Raw genomic sequence first — 16,968 nt, 5'->3', positions numbered from 1 at the left:
GCATGGTTGGTCACCACGACGGCTGACCCCCGATGGGCTAGTCCGAAGTCCCGCCTACCGTGACGCCGGCGGCCCGCTCGAACGGTTTGATCACCGTCGTGAAGTCGGACTCCGCCCCCTCCTCGCGGGCGAGTGCCTCCCAGAGCCGGCCAACAGTCTCGGCAACTTCGGCGGGCACGCCAAGCGCCTTCGCTTCGTCAAGGTAAAGGCGCACGTCTTTGAGCATCAGCCCCGTCGCAAAGCCGTAGTCGAAGGTGCGCGGCAGGATCGCGCGGGGGAACTTGTCGCGGCTCGCGCTCGTCGCACCCGATCCGGCATTGAGCACCTCGATCATCACTCCTGGGTCGAGGCCGGCCTTGACGCCCATCACGACCACTTCCGCGGTCGCGGTCAAGACATTCGCCGCCAGAAGGTTGTTCGCCAGCTTCATCGTCTGCGCCGAGCCGGGCTTGTCGCCGACATACACCGGCCGGCCCAGAGTCTCGAGCACGGTTCGCACGGCCTCGAATTCCCCGCGCGGGCCGGACACCATGAGCGCCAGCGTCCCTTTCTCGGCGCCCCCGACACCGCCGCTGACCGGGCTGTCCATCGCCGCGATGCTGCGCTGGGCCAGCAGGCCATGGATCTGCACCGCCGTTCGGCTGCCGACGGTGGACAAGTCGACGTAGCGCTGCACCCGCGCGCCTTCGATCACGCCCGCGGGACCGGTGGCCACCTCGAGCGACGCGCCCGGGGTGGGAAGGCTGGCCAGCACCGTGTCCGCGCGGTCGGCGACCTCCTTGGGTGACGACGCCGGTCGTGCCCCCAGGGCGGCGACGCGCTCGACGGCTTCGCCGCGCGTGTCGAAGGCGACTACGTCATGCTGTTCTTCGATGAGGCGACATGCCATGGGAAAGCCCATGTTTCCCAGCCCGATGAATCCGACGTCCACGACGCGCCCCTTTCCTCGATGGTGGCGACCCGCTGCGCCGGCTCCGCCGCGCTAGCGATCGCCACGGTCCCGGTCCAGTTCGGCGAACGCCTCACCCGCGATACGAAAGCTGTCGACGGAGGCCGGCACGCCGGCGTAAATGGCCACCTGCAGGAAGACCTCGCGGATCTCCTCGCGGGTGACACCGTTGGTCACTGCGGCCTTGATGTGCGTGCGTAACTCGTTGGGTCGGTTGAGCACCGAGATCATCGCCAAGTTGAGCATGCTGCGGGTTTTGCGTGGCAATTCCTCACGGCCCCACACCGCGCCCCAGCAGTACTCGGTGACGAGATCCTGCAAAGGCCCGGTGAAGTCATCCGCGTTGGCCAATGCGCGGTTGACATATTCCTCGCCCAGTACCTCCGAACGGATGTGGAGACCCCGCTGATAGGTTTCGCGATCCAATGCTTTCCTCCTTCAAAGGTGAACGACGACGGTCTTGGTGGCGCTGAATGTATCGAGCGCTTCGTAGCCCTTCTCGCGGCCATAGCCGGACTTCTTGAAACCGCCGAACGGCAATTCGACTCCGCCCCCGGCACCGTAGGTGTTCACGTACACCTGGCCCGCGCGGATCCGTGCGGCCAGCCGGTGTGCACGGGATAGATCGGTCGTCCATACCGCGGCGATCAGACCGTACCGCGTGCCGTTGGCCAACTCGATCGCCTCGTCCTCGGTGCGAAACCGATTGACCGTCAGAACGGGGCCGAAGATCTCTTCCTGGGCGAACGGCGATGCGGGGTCGACACCGTCGATGATCGTGGGGGCGAAGTAAGCGCCGTCATCCAGTCGCGCATCGTCCGGAGGGCCACCGCCGCAGAGGATTTCGCCCTTGACGTTGTCGGCGAGCATGGTTTGAACCCGATGTTGCTGCTTTCGGGAGATCAGCGGGCCGAGGTCGTGGTCCTCGATGCCGGGCCCGATGGTGGCCGACGACAGATGCTGGCGGACCACGTCGACCAAGGTGTCATGAATCGTGTCGTGTACCAGCAGGCGTGACCCGGCCGAGCATGTTTGGCCGGCGTTCTGCAGAATCGCCTTCGCGATCGACTCCGCGGCGCGAGCCAGATCCGCGTCGGGAAATACGATCTGCGGGGACTTCCCGCCCAACTCGAGCGTCGTGGGCGTCACCCGATCGGCCGCTGCACGGGCGACCACCGACCCGATCTGAGTCGACCCTACAAAGCCGAGATGGTCGACATCGGGATGCGCGGCCAGCGCCGCACCGGCCTCGGCACCGATGCCGGTCACCACATTGAACACTCCCGGCGGCAAGCCGGCCCGCACCGCCAGTGCGGCGAGTTCGACTGCCGTTCGGGGTGTTTCGTCGGCGGGTTTGACCACCGCGCAGTTGCCCACCGCGATCGCGGGAGCCACCGCCCGGGCGAGCAGTTGCATCGGATAGTTCCAGGCGATGATGTGACCGGTCACTCCGAACGGCTCGCGCCGGGTGTAAGCGTGTAGATCCGTTGAGAGCGGGATGGTTTGGCCGCAGTAGGAGTCGATGGCGTGGCCGTAGAAGCGCAAATACCGTGCGGCGACGCCGGCATCGGCGCGTGCCTGGCGCAGCGGCTTTCCGGTGTCCTCACTCTCCATCCGGGCTAACCCGTCGCTGTTCTCCTCAATGACGTCGGCGATCCGCGTCAACATTGTTGCCCGCGCCTCCGGTGAGGTGTCCGGCCAGTGCTTCGACGCCGCTCGCGCTGCCCGGACAGCGCGATCCACTTCATCACTGCCGCCGCGCGCCACCGGTCCGAGGGATCCTCCGGTTGCCGGATCGATGTTGTCGTACACGTCCGTCGAGGGCACCGATTCGCCGTTGATGAATGACTGTGTGCTGGTCACGGTGGCCCTGACCTCTTTCGTCGCGCCGACGGATATCTACACGTTAATGTATATTTCCGTGGTCACGACAACCCGGCGTGGACGCCCAACGCAGGCCGAAGCAAAGAAGCTCCAACAAAAGCTGCGCAAGGCGGCCGTCGCGACGTTCGTCAAGCATGGCTACGACGGCACCAGCATGGACGCGATCGCCAAGGCGGCCGGCATCACCCGGCGCACTCTGTACGCCCGCTATCCCGACAAGCGTGCGGTCTTCCTCGACGTAATTCCCTGGGCGTTCACCCGAAGGACGGAACGTGAAGAATCCTTCGAAGCGGAAGACGGCGACCTGCGCGACGCCCTGGTAGCGGTCGGGCGCGCTGGTCTCGCGCGGGCGATCGATCCTGACATCGTGCGCCTGAAGCGCATCGCGATGAACGAGTCGGCACGGTTCCCCGAATTCGCCGTCAGCGCGCATTCGATGACCTGGTCGCCCCGTCACCGGCAGGTGATGGACCTGCTTAGTCACCACCAAGAGGCCGGGGTCATTGAGATCGACGACCTCGAGTTGGCCGCCGGCCACTTCATCGCGCTGGTCGAGCATCTACCCGCGCGGCTGGCGGACTGCGGAATCTACCGCGATCCCGAGGAGGACGAGCGCCACTTGCAACACGCGGTAGACCTGTTCCTGCGCGGCATACTGCGGCGGGGCTGAACTCGCGATGGCGTGGCTGGGGCTGGTACTGGTGCACGGTGGAGCGCATGCTGCCGATTCCTGGGATCTCACGGTTGCCGAGTTGTCCCGGCAGACACCGGAATTGCCGGTCCTCGCCATCGATTCACCGGGCCGCGGCAGCCGGCCGGCAGATCTGAGGGCCGTCACAATCGCCGACTGGGTGAACTCCGCGGTTGCCGATATCGACGACGCCGGTCTCGGTGATGTTGTGGTCGTGGGGCATTCGATGGGTGGGCTGACCGTGCCAGGCATCGTGGCGAAGCTCGGGGCCGCGCGAGTGCGGGAGATGATCCTGCTGGCGGCGTTCGTGCCGCCGCAGGGCTCGTCCGTGGTGCAAGCACTACGCGGGCCCCTGGTCCCATTGGCGCGATCGGCGGGTCGGATTCACAGGTCGTTCCCCATGCCCAGGGCGGTCGCGCGTTTCGCGTTCTGCAACGGCATGACGCGTGAGCAACGCGCGCTGACCCTGTCCCGACTGTGCATGGAATCACCGAACGTCATTTTCGAACGGGCCGACCGCAGCGACCTGCCCAGCGAGGTGCCGCGGACGTGGATCATGACGCTGGCCGATCGAGCACTGTCGGTGCGCCAGCAGCTTGACGCGATCAGATCCCTCGGCGGTGTCGACACGATGATCTGCGTCGACGCCTGCCATGACGTGATGTTCTCTCGCCCACGATGGCTCGCCGCCACGCTGGCCGATCGGTGCCGCCGGCACGCCGGTCTCTAGGGGCCGAGACATTTCGTTGAAAATTGTCATTGACAGTTTTCAACGAAATGCGGCACGATGCCTTTGATGACAGCGCAAATTAATGCGAAGCCGCGGGGACGCCAAGCGCAGCGGCTCGAGACTCGCCAACGTGTCTACGACGCGGCGATGGCGGAGTTCAAACGATCGGGAATGGCGGACGCGGATATCGCCGAAATCATCTCGGCAGCCGGGGTTGCCCGCGGAACCTTCTACTTTCATTTCCCCACTAAGGAGCACGTTCTTGAGGAGATTGAGCGAGGTTTGGTCACCCGGTTGGCGGGCGATTTGGACCGCTTTGTCGCCGCCGCGCCCGACGTATGGGCGACTCTCTCGGAGGTAGTGCGCCTGGTTCTGGCGGCCGAGTCCAGGTTTGGGACACGGCTATTCAGGGATGTTCTGGCACTGCACTTTTCGCAGACTCGACCACCTGGATTCGGCAAGCCCGCGGACCATCCACTGGTGGCGCTCGTCGCCCAGCAGATCGCCCGGGCTCAACGCGAGGGAGTCGTCCGTGCGGAGGCAAACCCCGAGAACAGTGCGCTCTTCTTTCTGATGGGGTTCTATGCGCTGCTCGTCACCAATCACGACTCCAAGCCGGCGCGCGGTCGTGTACTCGATGAGTTCGTCGCGAATACACGCCATGGGCTAGGGGCCCGATAAGTCGACCGGGCGTCAACTGATCGATTGGAGGATCAACTGTGTGGCAGGAATTAGTGCGACTTGGTCTCGGATGGGGCGCAGCGGCTGCGCTGGTGGGCTTTTGGTACTACGTCCTGCGCGGCATCGGCACCTTCTAGTCGGCACCTCCACCCGTCCGACTAACGCAACGCCGAAGAAATCCATCGACCGTTTGAGAAGGGAGCCAGCCAACATGAACCCGGAACGGCGTAGAAAGCGGGCCCTGATCGTCTTCCAGATCTTCATCTACGGCTACCTGCTGCTGATGTTCGGAATCCAATTGTCGATGTGGGCGACGCGGGACTGGTAGGACCGACGATGAATCCTCCTCTGATCAAACGTTTTTCCGGCCAGCAACGCCCTGCCGCAATCGCATCGTCCGGCGCCGAGTCGATGTCGCTTGACGACCAAATCGAGCAGAGCAGGTTGGCACAGCGACGGGCCGACAAATGGCTGATCGCCGGAACGTTACTGATGGGGGCCAACGTGCCCGGCATCTTCGGTCTACCGCTGTTTCTGTACGGGTTGGCTTTGCTTCGACGGGCATTGAAATCCGGGCTGTCGGTACGCCCGATCATGGTCACGTTGATCGGATACCTGGTCATACTCGATGCCGGGCTCAACCTGCAGGGCTGGATCCTCGACATGGTCGCCAATCACTCCCTCATCTACCGCGTCCTGTATACGGCGTGGGGCAACGCTTTTGACGCCGGATATTTCTGGCACTACAACCAACTGTGGATCGGCGGCGCGAGCGCGCCGGGCGAAAAGAGTTGGGAAGTCGCTCTCATCCTGACCGTGTTCCCCATGCGGATCGCCGCGGCCATAGCCTTTCTCCAGATGAAGCGCTGGGGCTACCAGTGGCTATTGGTCACGTGCTGGTTCGGCGTTGTGATCTGGGTCGGTTACGTGATGAACATGACCGTGTACGCCGATGTCCGTTATTCGGGGGTGGTGTTCCCGGTATTCGGATGGTGGATCTACGACATCATGTACATCACTCCATTCCTGGCGATTCCTTACCTGCACACCGTTAATCGCGAAATATTCACGGATTAGGGAGACGCCAATGACTACATCGGCGGACGAGCGCAATCGGCTGGATGAATTGGTGCTGGGTGACGAACTGCCGTTGGGCACCACCAAAGAGTATGCGCGCCTGCACAAGTGGCTGCGACGCGGCATCATGGTTTGTTTGGTCGGGCTGGTAGTCGAAGGGGCATTCACCCTGCCATTCTTGGCGATTTGGTATGGATACCCGACCCTGAGCTTTCGTGACATTTGCAGCGAGCTGATGAAGGTGCGCTACAGCAACGAGTCGTTGGAATGCCAACATCCTTACCCTTTCCCGGGCCCGCCGATCAGCGGCGCGCCCGAAGGAGCGGGCATCAACACGGCCAAGGACCAGTGGGGAATCCAGCCCGTACCGCAATATCCGCGGTTGGGCTTCCGCGAGCTGGTCAGGATCCACGATCAACGGATCGCACGGCAACAAGCCGGGCGCGATCACGCAACGCCGCATCCGTGACGGGTGGAATCCGCCTCGACCGCCGACGGACAATAATATACAGTAGCGTGTACTTAATGACGGTGCGGTCAGAGAGGAGCCATCGATGACATCCGCGACCGAGCGGCTGGTCCAGCTGGTAGGAGCCAAGGATTGCTTCGACATCGAGCCCACCGAACTGCTGCCGCTGCAGTTGCAGGCGGCCAATGAGCGCCTTGAGGCTCAGGCCCAACGCATTCCGCTGCTGGCCAACCGCGCCGAATCCAGTGGCGTCACAGAGATCGAACGACCCGCCGACCTGGTGAAGCTGCTTTTCGCCCACACCACCTACAAGACCTACGCGGAAGGCTGGCTCAACGACGGCCAGTGGGATCGGATGGGCAAGTGGCTGGCCACCGTCTCCACGCGGGATGTGGCCGGGCTCGACACCAGCAGTGTGCAGACGCTGGACGACTGGATCAAGCAACTCGAGACGGTAGGTCACTACCTCTCCTGCTCCAGTGGAACCACCGGGAAGCCCGCCATGCTGTCGTGCACCGAGGGTGACATCGAACTGTCGGCGCGGATCAACATCGAAGCGCTGCTGTGGGCAACGGGCTTGACCCGCGGCGAGGATCGCAAATTCCTTGGCCTGGGACCACAATTCGCCGCTCCGCGTGAGGATGCGATCCGTCAGGCGATGGTCGATTGCTTCTCGTCGAAGTATCCGCCCTATCAGTTCGGCGATGGCGAACCGATCACCGTCGGGTCGATGGTGGACATCATCACACTGCGCCGCAAACTCACCGACGGCACCGCGCGTCCCAGCGAGATCGCCGAGTTCGAGCGCATCGCTACTCAGCGCGCGAACGATATGGACATCTCGGCCAAGAAGGCAATCGACGCAGTGGTCGAGGCCCGTGACCTGCCTCTGCTGGCAACCGGCATGTTCGCGACGCTGTATCAGATCGCAGAGGGCATCCGTGGAACGGGACACGGCGGCGGCGATTTCAATCCGAATAACGCGATGATGGTCGCCGGCGGACTCAAAGGCGCTGCGCTACCGGGCAATTACCGCGAATACGTGATGGAGACGTTCAACGTCGCCGAAGAGCGGCTGTATCACGCGTACAGCATGCGCGAGATCAATGCGACATTTCCACTGTGCCATGCCGAGCGGTACCACGTCTCACCCTGGGTAATCGTGCTGCCGCTGGATGCGGCCGGCGAAAGGTTATTGGATCCCGCTGACGGCGAGATCGAGGCTCGGGCAGCCTTTTTCGACGCATCGATCGAGGGACGCTGGGGTGGCGTGATCAGCGGAGACCGGGTCAGTGTCAGTTTCAGAAAGTGCGCATGCGGGCATCAGGGCCCAACGGTGGGCCGCGAGATCACGCGGTACGTGGACCTGCCAGGCGGCGACAAGATCACCTGCGCGGGCAGCATCGACGCCTATGTCCGAGGCGTCGCATGACCACGTTGGCGGCGCCCCATTTCGTCCGGGGCGTATTTACTGAAGGGGACGTTGTCCGTCAGCGATCCCGAGATCTGGGTGCCGACTTCGTCACTCCCGCAATCGATCTTGACGCACTGGTCATGCCACGGTCGCAGCTGCCGCCGCTGCTGAACGTCAAGCTCGCCGAGATCATCGACTTCCTGGCTGAAACGGGCGAACGCCTGAACTTGGACCGCAACTCACACCTGCAGCACTGCCTGGAACTGATCGCGGCCACAAACCCGTTGCCGCGGCGCGTTGTGGAGAATCTCTATCACCAGGCCCCGATGTACCTGACCAAGCCGCTCTTGGAAAGCATGGTCGATTCGAACTTCGCCAATCGAGAGGAGCTGGACGGATGGGTCGAGCGCGTCGACCTATACGGCAACAAGGGTGCGGTGCGGGCGTTCCCGTCGCGAATGGTGCACATGCTTGCCGGCAATGCCCCGTCGGGATGCGTCGCGTCGATTGCGCAGGGCGCCCTGGTCAAGGCTGTCAATCTGTTCAAGATGCCGTCGAGCGACCCCTTCACCACGGTGGCGGTGCTGCGCACCATGGCCGAGATAGACCCGAAACATCCCGTCGTGCAATCGATGTCGGCGGTCTACTGGCAGGGTGGCGACACCACCATCGAACGCACGCTCTACCGGCCGCAGTACTTCGACAAGATCGTCGCCTGGGGAGGCGGCGAGGCGATCAACAACGTGATCCAGTACCTGGGCCCGGGAATTCAATTGATCTCTTTTGATCCGAAGTCCTCGATCTCGATGATCGGGCGCGAGGTGTTCGAGTCCGACGATCGCGTCGCCGATGTCGCCGATCGGCTGGCGGCCGACACCACGGTGTTCAACCAGGAGGCCTGCTTGGCCAGCCGCTTCGCATTCGTGGAAGGTGAACGGCCCCAGGTCGAATCGCTGTGTGGCGCGCTGGCGCAGCGGCTGGCCGTGGATCGCGATTTGGCCTCGGCCGTCGGCCCTCCGCTGTCGTCGGAGGTGCGCGACGAAATTCAGGTGATGGAGGCCATGGGCGATCTCAAGGTCTGGGGCGGCTTCGACGGGCGTGGCCTGGTGATCCTTTCGGATCGACCCGTCGAATTTCAGCCCACCAATAAGACTTCGAACGTTGTCATGGTCCCGTCGCTCGACGACGCGGTTCGCTATGTCAACGTCGCCACACAGACCATCGGTGTGTACCCGTTCGAGCGCAAGGCGCAGCTGCGAGACCGGCTGGCAAGCGCAGGAGCCCAACGTCTGTGCCGGCTGGGAACCGCGAACGCGCATGTGCTCGGCAGCCCGCACGATGCGATGTATCCCCTGCAGCGGTTCGTGCATTGGATGGGCGACGACGACATCACCCGGGACGGCGTCTGACCTTACGAGCCGCGCAGCGCGCTAGGTTGCGTGAGGGAGCCGGAGAAGGAGAAGCAGTGACCGGAGCAAGCGCGGACATCTGGGAAGTTATGTCGACGGCGCGCACGATCCGGCGCTTCACCGACGAGCCGGTCGACGACGCCACCTTGGCGCGGTGCCTCGAGGCGGCCAGATGGGCCCCCTCGGGCGCCAACGCGCAAGGCTGGCGTTTCGTGGTGCTGCGGTCGCCCGAGCAGCGGGCCGTGGTGGCCAAGGCCGCGGCCCATGCGCTAGAGGTGATCGAGCCGGTCTACGGCATGAGCCGGCCCGCCGCCGACGACAACAGCCGTCGCGCCCGAACCTACCGTGCGACGTACGAATTGCACGACCGCGCTGGCGAATTCACCTCGGTGTTGTTCGCCCAGGCGCACTATCCGACGGCGTCCGAACTGCTGCTGGGCGGTTCGATATTTCCCGCCATGCAGAACTTTCTACTGGCCGCGCGCGCCCAGGGCCTAGGCGCCTGCCTGACCAGCTGGGCCTCCTACGGCGGTGAACACCTGCTCAGGGATGCCGTCGGTGTGCCGGAGGGCTGGATGGTCGCCGGTCACGTCGTGATCGGGTGGCCCAAAGGAAATCACGGGCCGCTGCGCCGCCGCCCGCTTACCGAGTTCGTGAACCTCGACCGCTGGGATAACCCGGCTAACGGCCTGGTGACGGGCGCTTAGGTCGCGGAAGGGATTCAGCTTGTCACCGGCATTCCGGTGAACCCATACGCCGATTCAGAGATTATTACTTCCGCAACCGAGAATGTTATTCTCACCTGACAGTCACGACGAGAGGCGACGCGGATGCTGCTGGAGTTCGATGCTGATCAGCGACTGTGGCTGGACACCGTGCGCGACGCCGTCGCGAAGCAGTGCCCGCCCTCGCTGGTGCGCAGCGTGGCCGAAGATGGCGTCGACCCGAGCCCACTGTGGAAATCGTATGTAGACCAGGGCTGGACCGAACTCAGCGATGCCGACAGCGCCGTCGAGCTGGCCATCGTGCTCGAAGAGCTCGGCCGCGCCACCGACCCCACCCCCTTCCTGGCAACGATGAGCCAGTACGCACCGCTGGCCGCCGACCGGTTCGACCCACACCAGTCGGGCACCGCGGTGTACGGCGGCATCACGGCGCACCGCGACGCTGAGGGCTGGGTACTGGACGGCACGGCGCGCCATGTGCTTGACGGTGACCGCGCGGATCGGCTGGCGGTGGTGACCGATGCCGGGGTCTTCCTCGTCGAGCCCAGGCAGGTTACGGCTCGGCGCTCGGCGGTGTTCGACCCGGTGCTGCACATCGCCGATCTGTCGTTCGCGGAGGTTCGGGTGCCCGACAGCGAGCGCCTGACGGTCGACGCCGAGCGCGCACACCACCTTGCGCTGACCGGCATGGCGATCACCATGGTCGGTGCCTGCCAACGCATTCTCGACCTGGTGCTCGAGCACGTGAGTAGCCGACAGCAGTTCGGTGTGGCGATCGGCTCGTTCCAGGCCGTCCAGCACAAGGCCGCCGACATGCACGTCGCCATCCAACGGGCCCGGGCCCTGGCGTATTTCGCCGCGTTGACGATAGCGGCCGACGATCCACGCCGCCGACTGGCGGCCGCGATGGCCAAGGCATCCGCGGGAGAGTGCCAGTCGCTGGTCTTCCGGCACGGCCTACAACTGCACGGCGCAATGGGATTCACGTGGGAGAACGATCTGCAGTTCGCGTTGAAACGAGCCAAAGCGGGTGAGTTGATGCTCGGCGGCGCGGCAGAGCACCGGGCGCGGATCGCGGAGGAATACCGTGCAGCTGACTTTTGATTCCGACGTCGAGGAGTTCCGGGCCGAGTTCTCGGCGTTCCTCGACGAAAATCTGCCTCCCGCAAGCAAAACCCTCGAGCGTCCCCGATCCGTCTCACACATGCCGCAGTGGGCACGCGACTGGCAGCGGCTGTTGTTCGACAACGGCTGGCTGCTGCCCAGCCAACCGCCCGAATTCGGTGGTCGTAACGCGTCGGTCATCCAGCATTTCGTCTACCTCGAGGAACTCAGCCGGCGCCGGATTTACCACAGCTTCAACCCGCAGGGCGTGAACATCGTTGCGGCATCGCTGTTGTCGTTCGGAAGCGACGAGCAGAAGCGGCGCTGGGCGGTGCCGATCCTGCGGGCCGAGATCACCGCGTCGCTCGGGATGAGCGAACCCAGCGCGGGCTCCGACCTGGCGTCGCTACGCACCCGCGCCGTGCTCGACGGCGATCACTTCGTGGTCAATGGCCAGAAGGTGTGGACCTCGGGCGCCCACGACGCCGACATCTTGTTGACGTTCGTCCGTACCAACCCAGATGTGCCGAAGCACAAAGGAATCAGCGCGCTCGTCATCCCCACCGATACCCCGGGTCTGGTGTGCCGCCCGTTCCCGTCGATCTGCGGCGCCGACGATCTGGATTTCAACGAGGTGTTCTTCACCGACGTGCGGGTGCCGGCCGAGAACCTGGTCGGCGAGCTCGACCGGGGTTGGCGGGTGGCGAACGGATCGCTGGGGCACGAACGCACCATGATGTGGCTGGGTTTCGCCGATCGGCTCGAGAACATGATCGACGACTTCCATCCCAGCACCGAGGTTGAGCGCGATCAGTACGCCAGCACGATCATGGACAAGCAGGCGCTGCGCTTGTTGGGTTCGGCGGCCCTGGCCCGCGCCGCGCGCGGCGAAGACGACGTGGCCGCGATCTCGGTGCTCAAGCTGCTCGGTTCCGAAGCGGAGTTGCGTGGCATGGAGCTGGCGTTGACGGCCGCGGGATCCGACGGGCTTGTGCACCCGGCGCTGACGGGGCCGTACGCGCACATGAACCTCGACCACTACTTCGCCAGCTGGTTCGAGCGTTACGCGCGCAGCTTCTCCGGGACCATCGCCGGTGGCACCTCCGAGATCCAGCGCAACATCATCGCCCAGCGGGTGCTCGGCCTGCCCCGGTCAGTGTGAATCCACGGCTTTGAGCGGGAAGCCACGACGGTTGCCGTCGGCGTGTCTCCGCCGCCAGCGCCCGGCGAAAGTTGTGGGTGCACACTCGACGGCCGAGTAAGCCGACGGCCAGAGGCGCGCGGGCCCAGGGCCCTGGATCGGGTCTAGACCGGGTCGAACTTGGTGATCAGCCAGGCGCCGTTGACCCGGGTCAGGCTCACCAGAACACTGCTGGAAGCCATCGCGGGGTCGGGATTGTCCTTGCTCGTGGTGCTCTGATCGACCAGCACCAGCACGACGCCCGAATTCGGATGCAATTCCTGAACCGCGGCCCCCAACACCCGAGCGCTGGTTTTCAGTGACTTCTGTTTGGCCGCCGGAGCCACGATCTGCTCGGTGAACTGGTTGTAGTACGACAAGAAGTCCCCGGACAGATGAGACTTGGCGGCGGCGAAGTCCTTGTCAAGTGAGTCGGGCGAGTAGGACAGCAACGCGACCGTTCCGTCGGACGCCGCACTGACGACCGCGCTCGCGACGCCGGCGTCGGTCTGCTTGTCCGGCCGGTACTGGTGGAAGTACAGCCACGTCGCCGCGGCACCGGAAATCAGCAGCAGCGAAATCAGGATCACCGGAACGACTTTCACCGTGCGCCGTACGCGCGATTCACCACGTTGAATTCGCCGGGTTCGCTCCGAAAAGTCGTCGGCGGTGTCGATGCTGTCGTCGTCCTTACTCACGGAACGAACTCCAGTTTGGACATCTTGTATTGCCCGCCGTCATCTGTGACGGTCACCTTGAGCCGCCAGTTGCGTGGTTCGTTCTGGGCGCCGGCGGCGTTGGTGATCCGCGATGTCGCCGCGACGAGCACCAACGCGGAATTCCCATCGATGGATTGCAGGGCCGCCGCATTGACGGTTCCCTGGGTCACCACTTTGGACTGCTCAACGACGGTCGTGAAATCTTTTGCGCGCTGCGCGAAGTCGTCCCTGAACTGGCCAGTGCTGCTGTCGATCACCCGCTGGACGTCCTGCTTGGCCTTACTGAAGTCCAAGGAAATCATGTTGACAACCCCTTGCCGGGCCCCCGCGACGAAGTTCGCGACGCGTTGGTCGTGCTCGGTTCGTTCATGGCGGTGCCACACCATGTATCCGCTGGCCCCGACGAACGCACAGATGAGGACGATGACGGCCGCTTTCCACGCCACGGACCAAGATGGCATTCGCACGCGTCGCCCAGACCGGCCCAACGTGGATTCCGCTTCCGCCTCTTCGGCGGATTCGTCGGAGGCTTCATCGTCCTCGGGCTTCACGCCGTCGGCGTCGGTCGCGTCCTCGTCGGTGACGCTGTCGGTCTTCGCCTCGGTGGTCTCTGGCGCGGTGGTGTCGGCTGCGTCCTCGCCGCCGTCGGATTCTTCTGCGGCGCTCTCGGCCTCGGCTTCTGCCTCAGCTTGGGCTTGCGCTTCACGCCGGAGCCGGGCCGCGCGAGCGCGGGCGCGTGCCGCGGCCGCCAGCGCTTCGGCTTCGGCTGCCTCGGCCTCGGCTTCCTCGAGCAACGCCTTCGCGTCGGCTTTCGAGGTGGCGGCATCTTGCGGCGGTTTCTTCTCCTCAGCCATTGCGCCTACTGCCCGTCGCCCTCATGATCGACTGACTCCTGTACCTCTCACGCGGCTACCATCGCACGAGCGAGAACGGCCAACTGGCGGTGCCCCCCGGCCCACCACCGCAGCCCGTGTCGAAGGTTGAGTCGACCTGACCGGTCAGCGTCACCGGATCCCACGAGTAGACGTCGTGCGAGGGAAAAAACTGGACCACGCAGCGCACGCCGTCCGGTACGTCAACGGGCAAGATGTAGCGGCCGTTAGACAGGTGAGCGTCGGCCTTCCAGGGCGCCGCTTGTCCGTTGGGTTGCGGAACCCCTTGGACGGTGAGGCATTCCGGCCCTTGGTCATATCTGCACGGTCGAATGGCAAAGATCCAGCTGTGGCCAGGATCCCGGGGGGTGTCCAGCCGGTAGTTGCCAACCTGCATGTCCGCGTGGGCGGTCGGGGTCAGAGACAGCCAGGCTGTGGCAAGCGCAAGGCTCACCGCCAAAGTCTTCACCGATGCGTCTCCCATCTCTGCACACGCGCCTGGCCTGAATATAGAGCGCGGTCACGCTGAACAGCCCTACTCGGAGAAATTGCGGCAGTCAACGACCGGTTCGTCCTGACCTACTCAGTCGATAACGGCGGCTTCCTTGCGTTCGGTGATCGGTCTGGCGAGCTCTTGCTCATCGCAGATGCGCTGCAGCTTCTCCAGTGTCTCGTCCAGGCCGGCTCCGAGTTTGCGACCCGGCGTGAAGGTGGCCGGCAGCTTACGCATGCCCTGGATGACGCCGATGGTCTCGTAGTGGACGGTGCCCTCCGGATCGCACCGATAGTCGGGCATCCGGTCCAATACCGCGGTCAGCATCGATTTGAACACGGTGCGCGCCACGTTCGACCCGATACACCGGTGAACCCCCAGCCCGAAGCTGAAGTGCCGGTTGCCTTTACGGTCGAGGATGATCTCGTCCGGGTCGTGAAACACCGCTGGGTCGCGGTTGGCCATTGCCCACGAAATCCACAACCGCTCACCCTCTTTGAACTGGGTGCCGTCGAGCTCGAAGTCGTTTGCGAAGGTCCGGCCATCCCCGGGCGCGGGGGTGAAAAAGCGCAGAAACTCTTCGGTCGCGGGGTCAAGCAGGATTTTGCGCTCATCGCTGAGCAGCTGTCGCTGATCCGGGTGCTCCGAAAGCCATTCAAGCGAGTGCGCCGTTAGGGCGGTCGTGGTGTCGAAGCCACCGCCGATGACCAGGCCGACGTTCCCCAGGATTTCCAACTCCGGTGCCGGTTGGCCGTCGATCCGCATCTCGAGCAGACCGTTCACGATTCCGGGCCGCGGATTGGCGCGGATCTCGATCATGTTGTTGACCATGTCGAGCCCCATCTCGCGGTGCATCGCGGTGACGCGCTCGATATCGGGGGAGTGCTCGGGCGTGTAGACCGCGGCGTGCACCGGCTCGCTGTACATGTTCCATTTCTTCAGCGGGATGCCCAGCATCGCCAGCGTGAAGACAGCGGGCACAATATTGGCCAGGTCGTCGACGAAGTCGATGCGGCCGCTCTCGATCTTCTCGTCGAGGCAGGCGCGCGTCACGTCATCGATGAACGGTTCCCAGCGCTTGATCGCCGCCGGGGACAGATACGGGTTGAGCACCGTTCGGTAGATCCGGTGTTCGGGGTCGTCCATCTCCAAGATCCCGCCGCGCACCGCGCTGACCCGGCTGGCGGTGGGGATCGAAATGCCTTTGTAGCCGCGGCGTTCGCCGTGGATGTCGTGATCGTTGGAGACGACGGGGCAGCGGGCCAGCTCGAAGACCTCGCGGCTGCCGGCCGCGACCCAATGGCCGCCGTAGGTTTCCGTCCACGCCATGGGGCACTTGGCGTGCATCTCTTCGGTGATCTTCTTGAACTGCGACCGGTACTCGGAGGAATGCCGGTCGAAGTGGTACCGGTTCTTCTTGCGGTCGCTGTCGTTGACGACGTCGTCGACACTCAACGCTCTAGTCTCCCTATGTGTTTCGCTAGCCAAGGACTCGGGTCGGGTCAGGCGTCGTCGGTGATCATGATGGCCTGCTCGGGACAGGACAGGGCGGCTTCACGCACCTGGTCCTCGCGATCGGGGGGTACCACCTCGTCGATTGCCGACGAACTGCCGTCGATGTCGCTGAGCTGAAACGATTCCGGGGCGATCATCGCGCACAGGGTGTGGCCCTGGCACCGTTCCGAATCCACCGAGACCTTCACGGGCTTTCTCCTCTCACACTGATTGCCGGACGTCGCTGACAAGTCGCCACCGCTTACGTGTTGCGACCGCCGTTGACGCCCAAGATCTGACCGGTGATGTAGCCGGCTTCCTCGGATACCAAAAACGCGCATGCAGCCGCAATGTCTTCGGGCGTACCCATTCGCCGTACCGGGGTCCGCGCAATAGTCTCGTCGATGTCGCCGAGGAATCCGCTCTTCTCGGCCGCACGCAGCATCGGGGTGTCGATGAAACCCGGCGGCACCGCGTTGACCGTGATGCCCTTGGGCCCGTACTCGAGTGCCAGCGACTTCGTCAGGCCGTTGACCGCCGACTTGGCCGCCACGTAGTGACTCATGAAGGGCGCGCCGGAATGCGTGCTCGACGACGAGATGTTGACGATCCGTCCCCACCCCGCCTCGACCATGTCGGGCAGCACCGCCTGGACCGTATGGAAGACGCCGTTGAGGTTGACGTCGATCACTCGGTGCCAGTCCTCGAAGGTGATGTTGCTGAACTTCTTGAACCCGTCGAGTCCGGCGGCGTTCACCAGCACCGTCACCGGCCCGAGTTGGGCACGGATGGCCGATAGCGCCGCATCCACTTGCGATCGGTCCGTGACATCGGCAGCGAACGCGAAGTCGGCCTCCGACGGGCGCAGGTCGATGGAGGCGACATTCAAACCGTCGGCGCGCAGGCGTTGCGCAACGGCGAGACCGATGCCGGAACCGCCACCGGTGACTACCGCGGTCTTCACGTTGAGGCCTCTACTCCGAAGCGGGCCATTTCAGTCACAAAGAATCTCCCTTACAATTATGAGAACCTTACTCTCCGCGCGGAGCGGCATGCAACACGCGCGCAACAGCACGT

At 64.2% G+C, this 16,968-nt stretch carries 19 protein-coding genes; 10 read left to right on the top strand and 9 right to left on the bottom strand.

Translation table 11 applies throughout. From position 1 onward, the window contains the following. Positions 1-37 precede the first annotated feature (37 nt). Genes A5686_RS24845 through A5686_RS24835 form a run of 3 tightly spaced genes read right to left on the bottom strand, consistent with a single transcriptional unit; the run spans position 38 to position 2,812 of the window. Positions 38-931: an NAD(P)-dependent oxidoreductase gene (locus A5686_RS24845; protein ID WP_067939969.1), complete on the bottom strand. Its 894-nt coding sequence runs from the start codon at positions 929-931 to the stop codon at positions 38-40. 51 nt (positions 932-982) lie between these two features. Further along, on the bottom strand, positions 983-1,375 hold the full coding sequence (locus A5686_RS24840; protein WP_067939967.1) for a carboxymuconolactone decarboxylase family protein: 393 nt from the start codon (positions 1,373-1,375) through the stop codon (positions 983-985). Positions 1,376-1,387: 12 nt separating this feature from the next. Then, entirely contained in the window at positions 1,388-2,812 is a 1,425-nt protein-coding gene (locus tag A5686_RS24835) for an aldehyde dehydrogenase family protein (protein ID WP_067939965.1), read from the bottom strand. Between the two features lie 46 nt (positions 2,813-2,858). Between A5686_RS24835 and A5686_RS24830 the strand changes: the two genes are divergently transcribed. From A5686_RS24830 to A5686_RS24785, 10 genes are all read left to right on the top strand, one after another. Next, on the top strand, positions 2,859-3,503 hold the full coding sequence (locus A5686_RS24830; RefSeq protein WP_067940083.1) for a TetR/AcrR family transcriptional regulator: 645 nt from the start codon (positions 2,859-2,861) through the stop codon (positions 3,501-3,503). A 7-nt stretch (positions 3,504-3,510) separates the two neighbouring features. Continuing rightward, complete coding sequence (locus A5686_RS24825; RefSeq protein WP_067939963.1) at positions 3,511-4,254, top strand: alpha/beta fold hydrolase; 744 nt, start codon at positions 3,511-3,513, stop codon at positions 4,252-4,254. A gap of 66 nt (positions 4,255-4,320) precedes the next feature. Continuing rightward, complete coding sequence (locus A5686_RS24820) at positions 4,321-4,935, top strand: TetR family transcriptional regulator (RefSeq protein ID WP_067940080.1); 615 nt, start codon at positions 4,321-4,323, stop codon at positions 4,933-4,935. A 411-nt stretch (positions 4,936-5,346) separates the two neighbouring features. After that, positions 5,347-6,012, top strand: a complete 666-nt coding sequence (locus tag A5686_RS24815) for a hypothetical protein (RefSeq protein ID WP_369829744.1) — start codon at positions 5,347-5,349, stop codon at positions 6,010-6,012. A 10-nt stretch (positions 6,013-6,022) separates the two neighbouring features. Continuing rightward, positions 6,023-6,481 (top strand): hypothetical protein, encoded by a 459-nt coding sequence (locus tag A5686_RS24810; RefSeq protein WP_067939958.1) that lies wholly within the window; start codon positions 6,023-6,025, stop codon positions 6,479-6,481. A gap of 85 nt (positions 6,482-6,566) precedes the next feature. After that, positions 6,567-7,913, top strand: a complete 1,347-nt coding sequence (locus A5686_RS24805; protein ID WP_067939956.1) for a hypothetical protein — start codon at positions 6,567-6,569, stop codon at positions 7,911-7,913. Further along, positions 7,910-9,304, top strand: a complete 1,395-nt coding sequence (locus A5686_RS24800) for an acyl-CoA reductase (protein ID WP_067939954.1) — start codon at positions 7,910-7,912, stop codon at positions 9,302-9,304. Before A5686_RS24805 ends, A5686_RS24800 begins: the two co-directional genes overlap by 4 nt. Before the next feature lie 89 nt (positions 9,305-9,393). Next, positions 9,394-10,011 carry a nitroreductase family protein gene (locus A5686_RS24795; RefSeq protein ID WP_067939952.1) on the top strand — a complete coding sequence of 206 codons (618 nt, stop codon included), beginning with the start codon at positions 9,394-9,396 and terminating at the stop codon, positions 10,009-10,011. Between the two features lie 123 nt (positions 10,012-10,134). Continuing rightward, on the top strand, positions 10,135-11,133 hold the full coding sequence (locus A5686_RS24790; protein ID WP_067939951.1) for an acyl-CoA dehydrogenase family protein: 999 nt from the start codon (positions 10,135-10,137) through the stop codon (positions 11,131-11,133). After that, positions 11,117-12,295, top strand: coding sequence for an acyl-CoA dehydrogenase family protein (locus A5686_RS24785; RefSeq protein ID WP_067939949.1), 1,179 nt, complete (start codon positions 11,117-11,119; stop codon positions 12,293-12,295). Before A5686_RS24790 ends, A5686_RS24785 begins: the two co-directional genes overlap by 17 nt. A gap of 143 nt (positions 12,296-12,438) precedes the next feature. Here A5686_RS24785 and A5686_RS24780 read toward each other — a convergent pair whose 3' ends face one another. The 6 genes from A5686_RS24780 to A5686_RS24755 all read right to left on the bottom strand — a co-directional run bounded on the left by A5686_RS24780 (position 12,439) and on the right by A5686_RS24755 (position 16,855). Further along, positions 12,439-13,011: a hypothetical protein gene (locus tag A5686_RS24780; RefSeq protein WP_067939947.1), complete on the bottom strand. Its 573-nt coding sequence runs from the start codon at positions 13,009-13,011 to the stop codon at positions 12,439-12,441. After that, complete coding sequence (locus tag A5686_RS24775) at positions 13,008-13,886, bottom strand: hypothetical protein (protein WP_067939945.1); 879 nt, start codon at positions 13,884-13,886, stop codon at positions 13,008-13,010. The genes A5686_RS24780 and A5686_RS24775 overlap by 4 nt, the downstream gene beginning before the upstream one ends. A 55-nt stretch (positions 13,887-13,941) precedes the next feature. Further along, positions 13,942-14,388, bottom strand: coding sequence for a hypothetical protein (locus tag A5686_RS24770; RefSeq protein ID WP_067939943.1), 447 nt, complete (start codon positions 14,386-14,388; stop codon positions 13,942-13,944). 99 nt (positions 14,389-14,487) lie between these two features. Next, positions 14,488-15,852, bottom strand: coding sequence for a cytochrome P450 (locus tag A5686_RS24765; protein ID WP_067939941.1), 1,365 nt, complete (start codon positions 15,850-15,852; stop codon positions 14,488-14,490). Between the two features lie 47 nt (positions 15,853-15,899). Then, positions 15,900-16,100: a ferredoxin gene (locus tag A5686_RS24760; RefSeq protein ID WP_067939940.1), complete on the bottom strand. Its 201-nt coding sequence runs from the start codon at positions 16,098-16,100 to the stop codon at positions 15,900-15,902. A gap of 53 nt (positions 16,101-16,153) precedes the next feature. Further along, positions 16,154-16,855, bottom strand: a complete 702-nt coding sequence (locus A5686_RS24755) for an SDR family NAD(P)-dependent oxidoreductase (protein WP_067939938.1) — start codon at positions 16,853-16,855, stop codon at positions 16,154-16,156. Positions 16,856-16,968: the final 113 nt, after the last annotated feature.

It is taken from the genome of Mycobacterium sp. E2479, assembly GCF_001667925.1.
Classification (GTDB): domain Bacteria; phylum Actinomycetota; class Actinomycetes; order Mycobacteriales; family Mycobacteriaceae; genus Mycobacterium.
Note: the sequence above shows the minus strand (reverse complement) of the source record. Positions and strands in the feature narration are given on the sequence as shown.

Bases quoted from the DNA above. Each gene is read 5' to 3' on its own strand.
- A5686_RS24770 (WP_067939943.1), bottom strand. From the start codon at position 14,388: ATGGGAGACGCATCGGTGAAGACTTTGGCGGTGAGCCTTGCGCTTGCC.
- A5686_RS24810 (WP_067939958.1), top strand. From the start codon at position 6,023: ATGACTACATCGGCGGACGAGCGCAATCGGCTGGATGAATTGGTGCTG.
- A5686_RS24820 (WP_067940080.1), top strand. From the start codon at position 4,321: ATGACAGCGCAAATTAATGCGAAGCCGCGGGGACGCCAAGCGCAGCGG.
- A5686_RS24830 (WP_067940083.1), top strand. From the start codon at position 2,859: ATGTATATTTCCGTGGTCACGACAACCCGGCGTGGACGCCCAACGCAG.
- A5686_RS24775 (WP_067939945.1), bottom strand. From the start codon at position 13,886: ATGGCTGAGGAGAAGAAACCGCCGCAAGATGCCGCCACCTCGAAAGCC.
- A5686_RS24825 (WP_067939963.1), top strand. From the start codon at position 3,511: ATGGCGTGGCTGGGGCTGGTACTGGTGCACGGTGGAGCGCATGCTGCC.
- A5686_RS24790 (WP_067939951.1), top strand. From the start codon at position 10,135: ATGCTGCTGGAGTTCGATGCTGATCAGCGACTGTGGCTGGACACCGTG.
- A5686_RS24815 (WP_369829744.1), top strand. From the start codon at position 5,347: ATGTCGCTTGACGACCAAATCGAGCAGAGCAGGTTGGCACAGCGACGG.
- A5686_RS24805 (WP_067939956.1), top strand. From the start codon at position 6,567: ATGACATCCGCGACCGAGCGGCTGGTCCAGCTGGTAGGAGCCAAGGAT.
- A5686_RS24795 (WP_067939952.1), top strand. From the start codon at position 9,394: ATGTCGACGGCGCGCACGATCCGGCGCTTCACCGACGAGCCGGTCGAC.
- A5686_RS24800 (WP_067939954.1), top strand. From the start codon at position 7,910: ATGACCACGTTGGCGGCGCCCCATTTCGTCCGGGGCGTATTTACTGAA.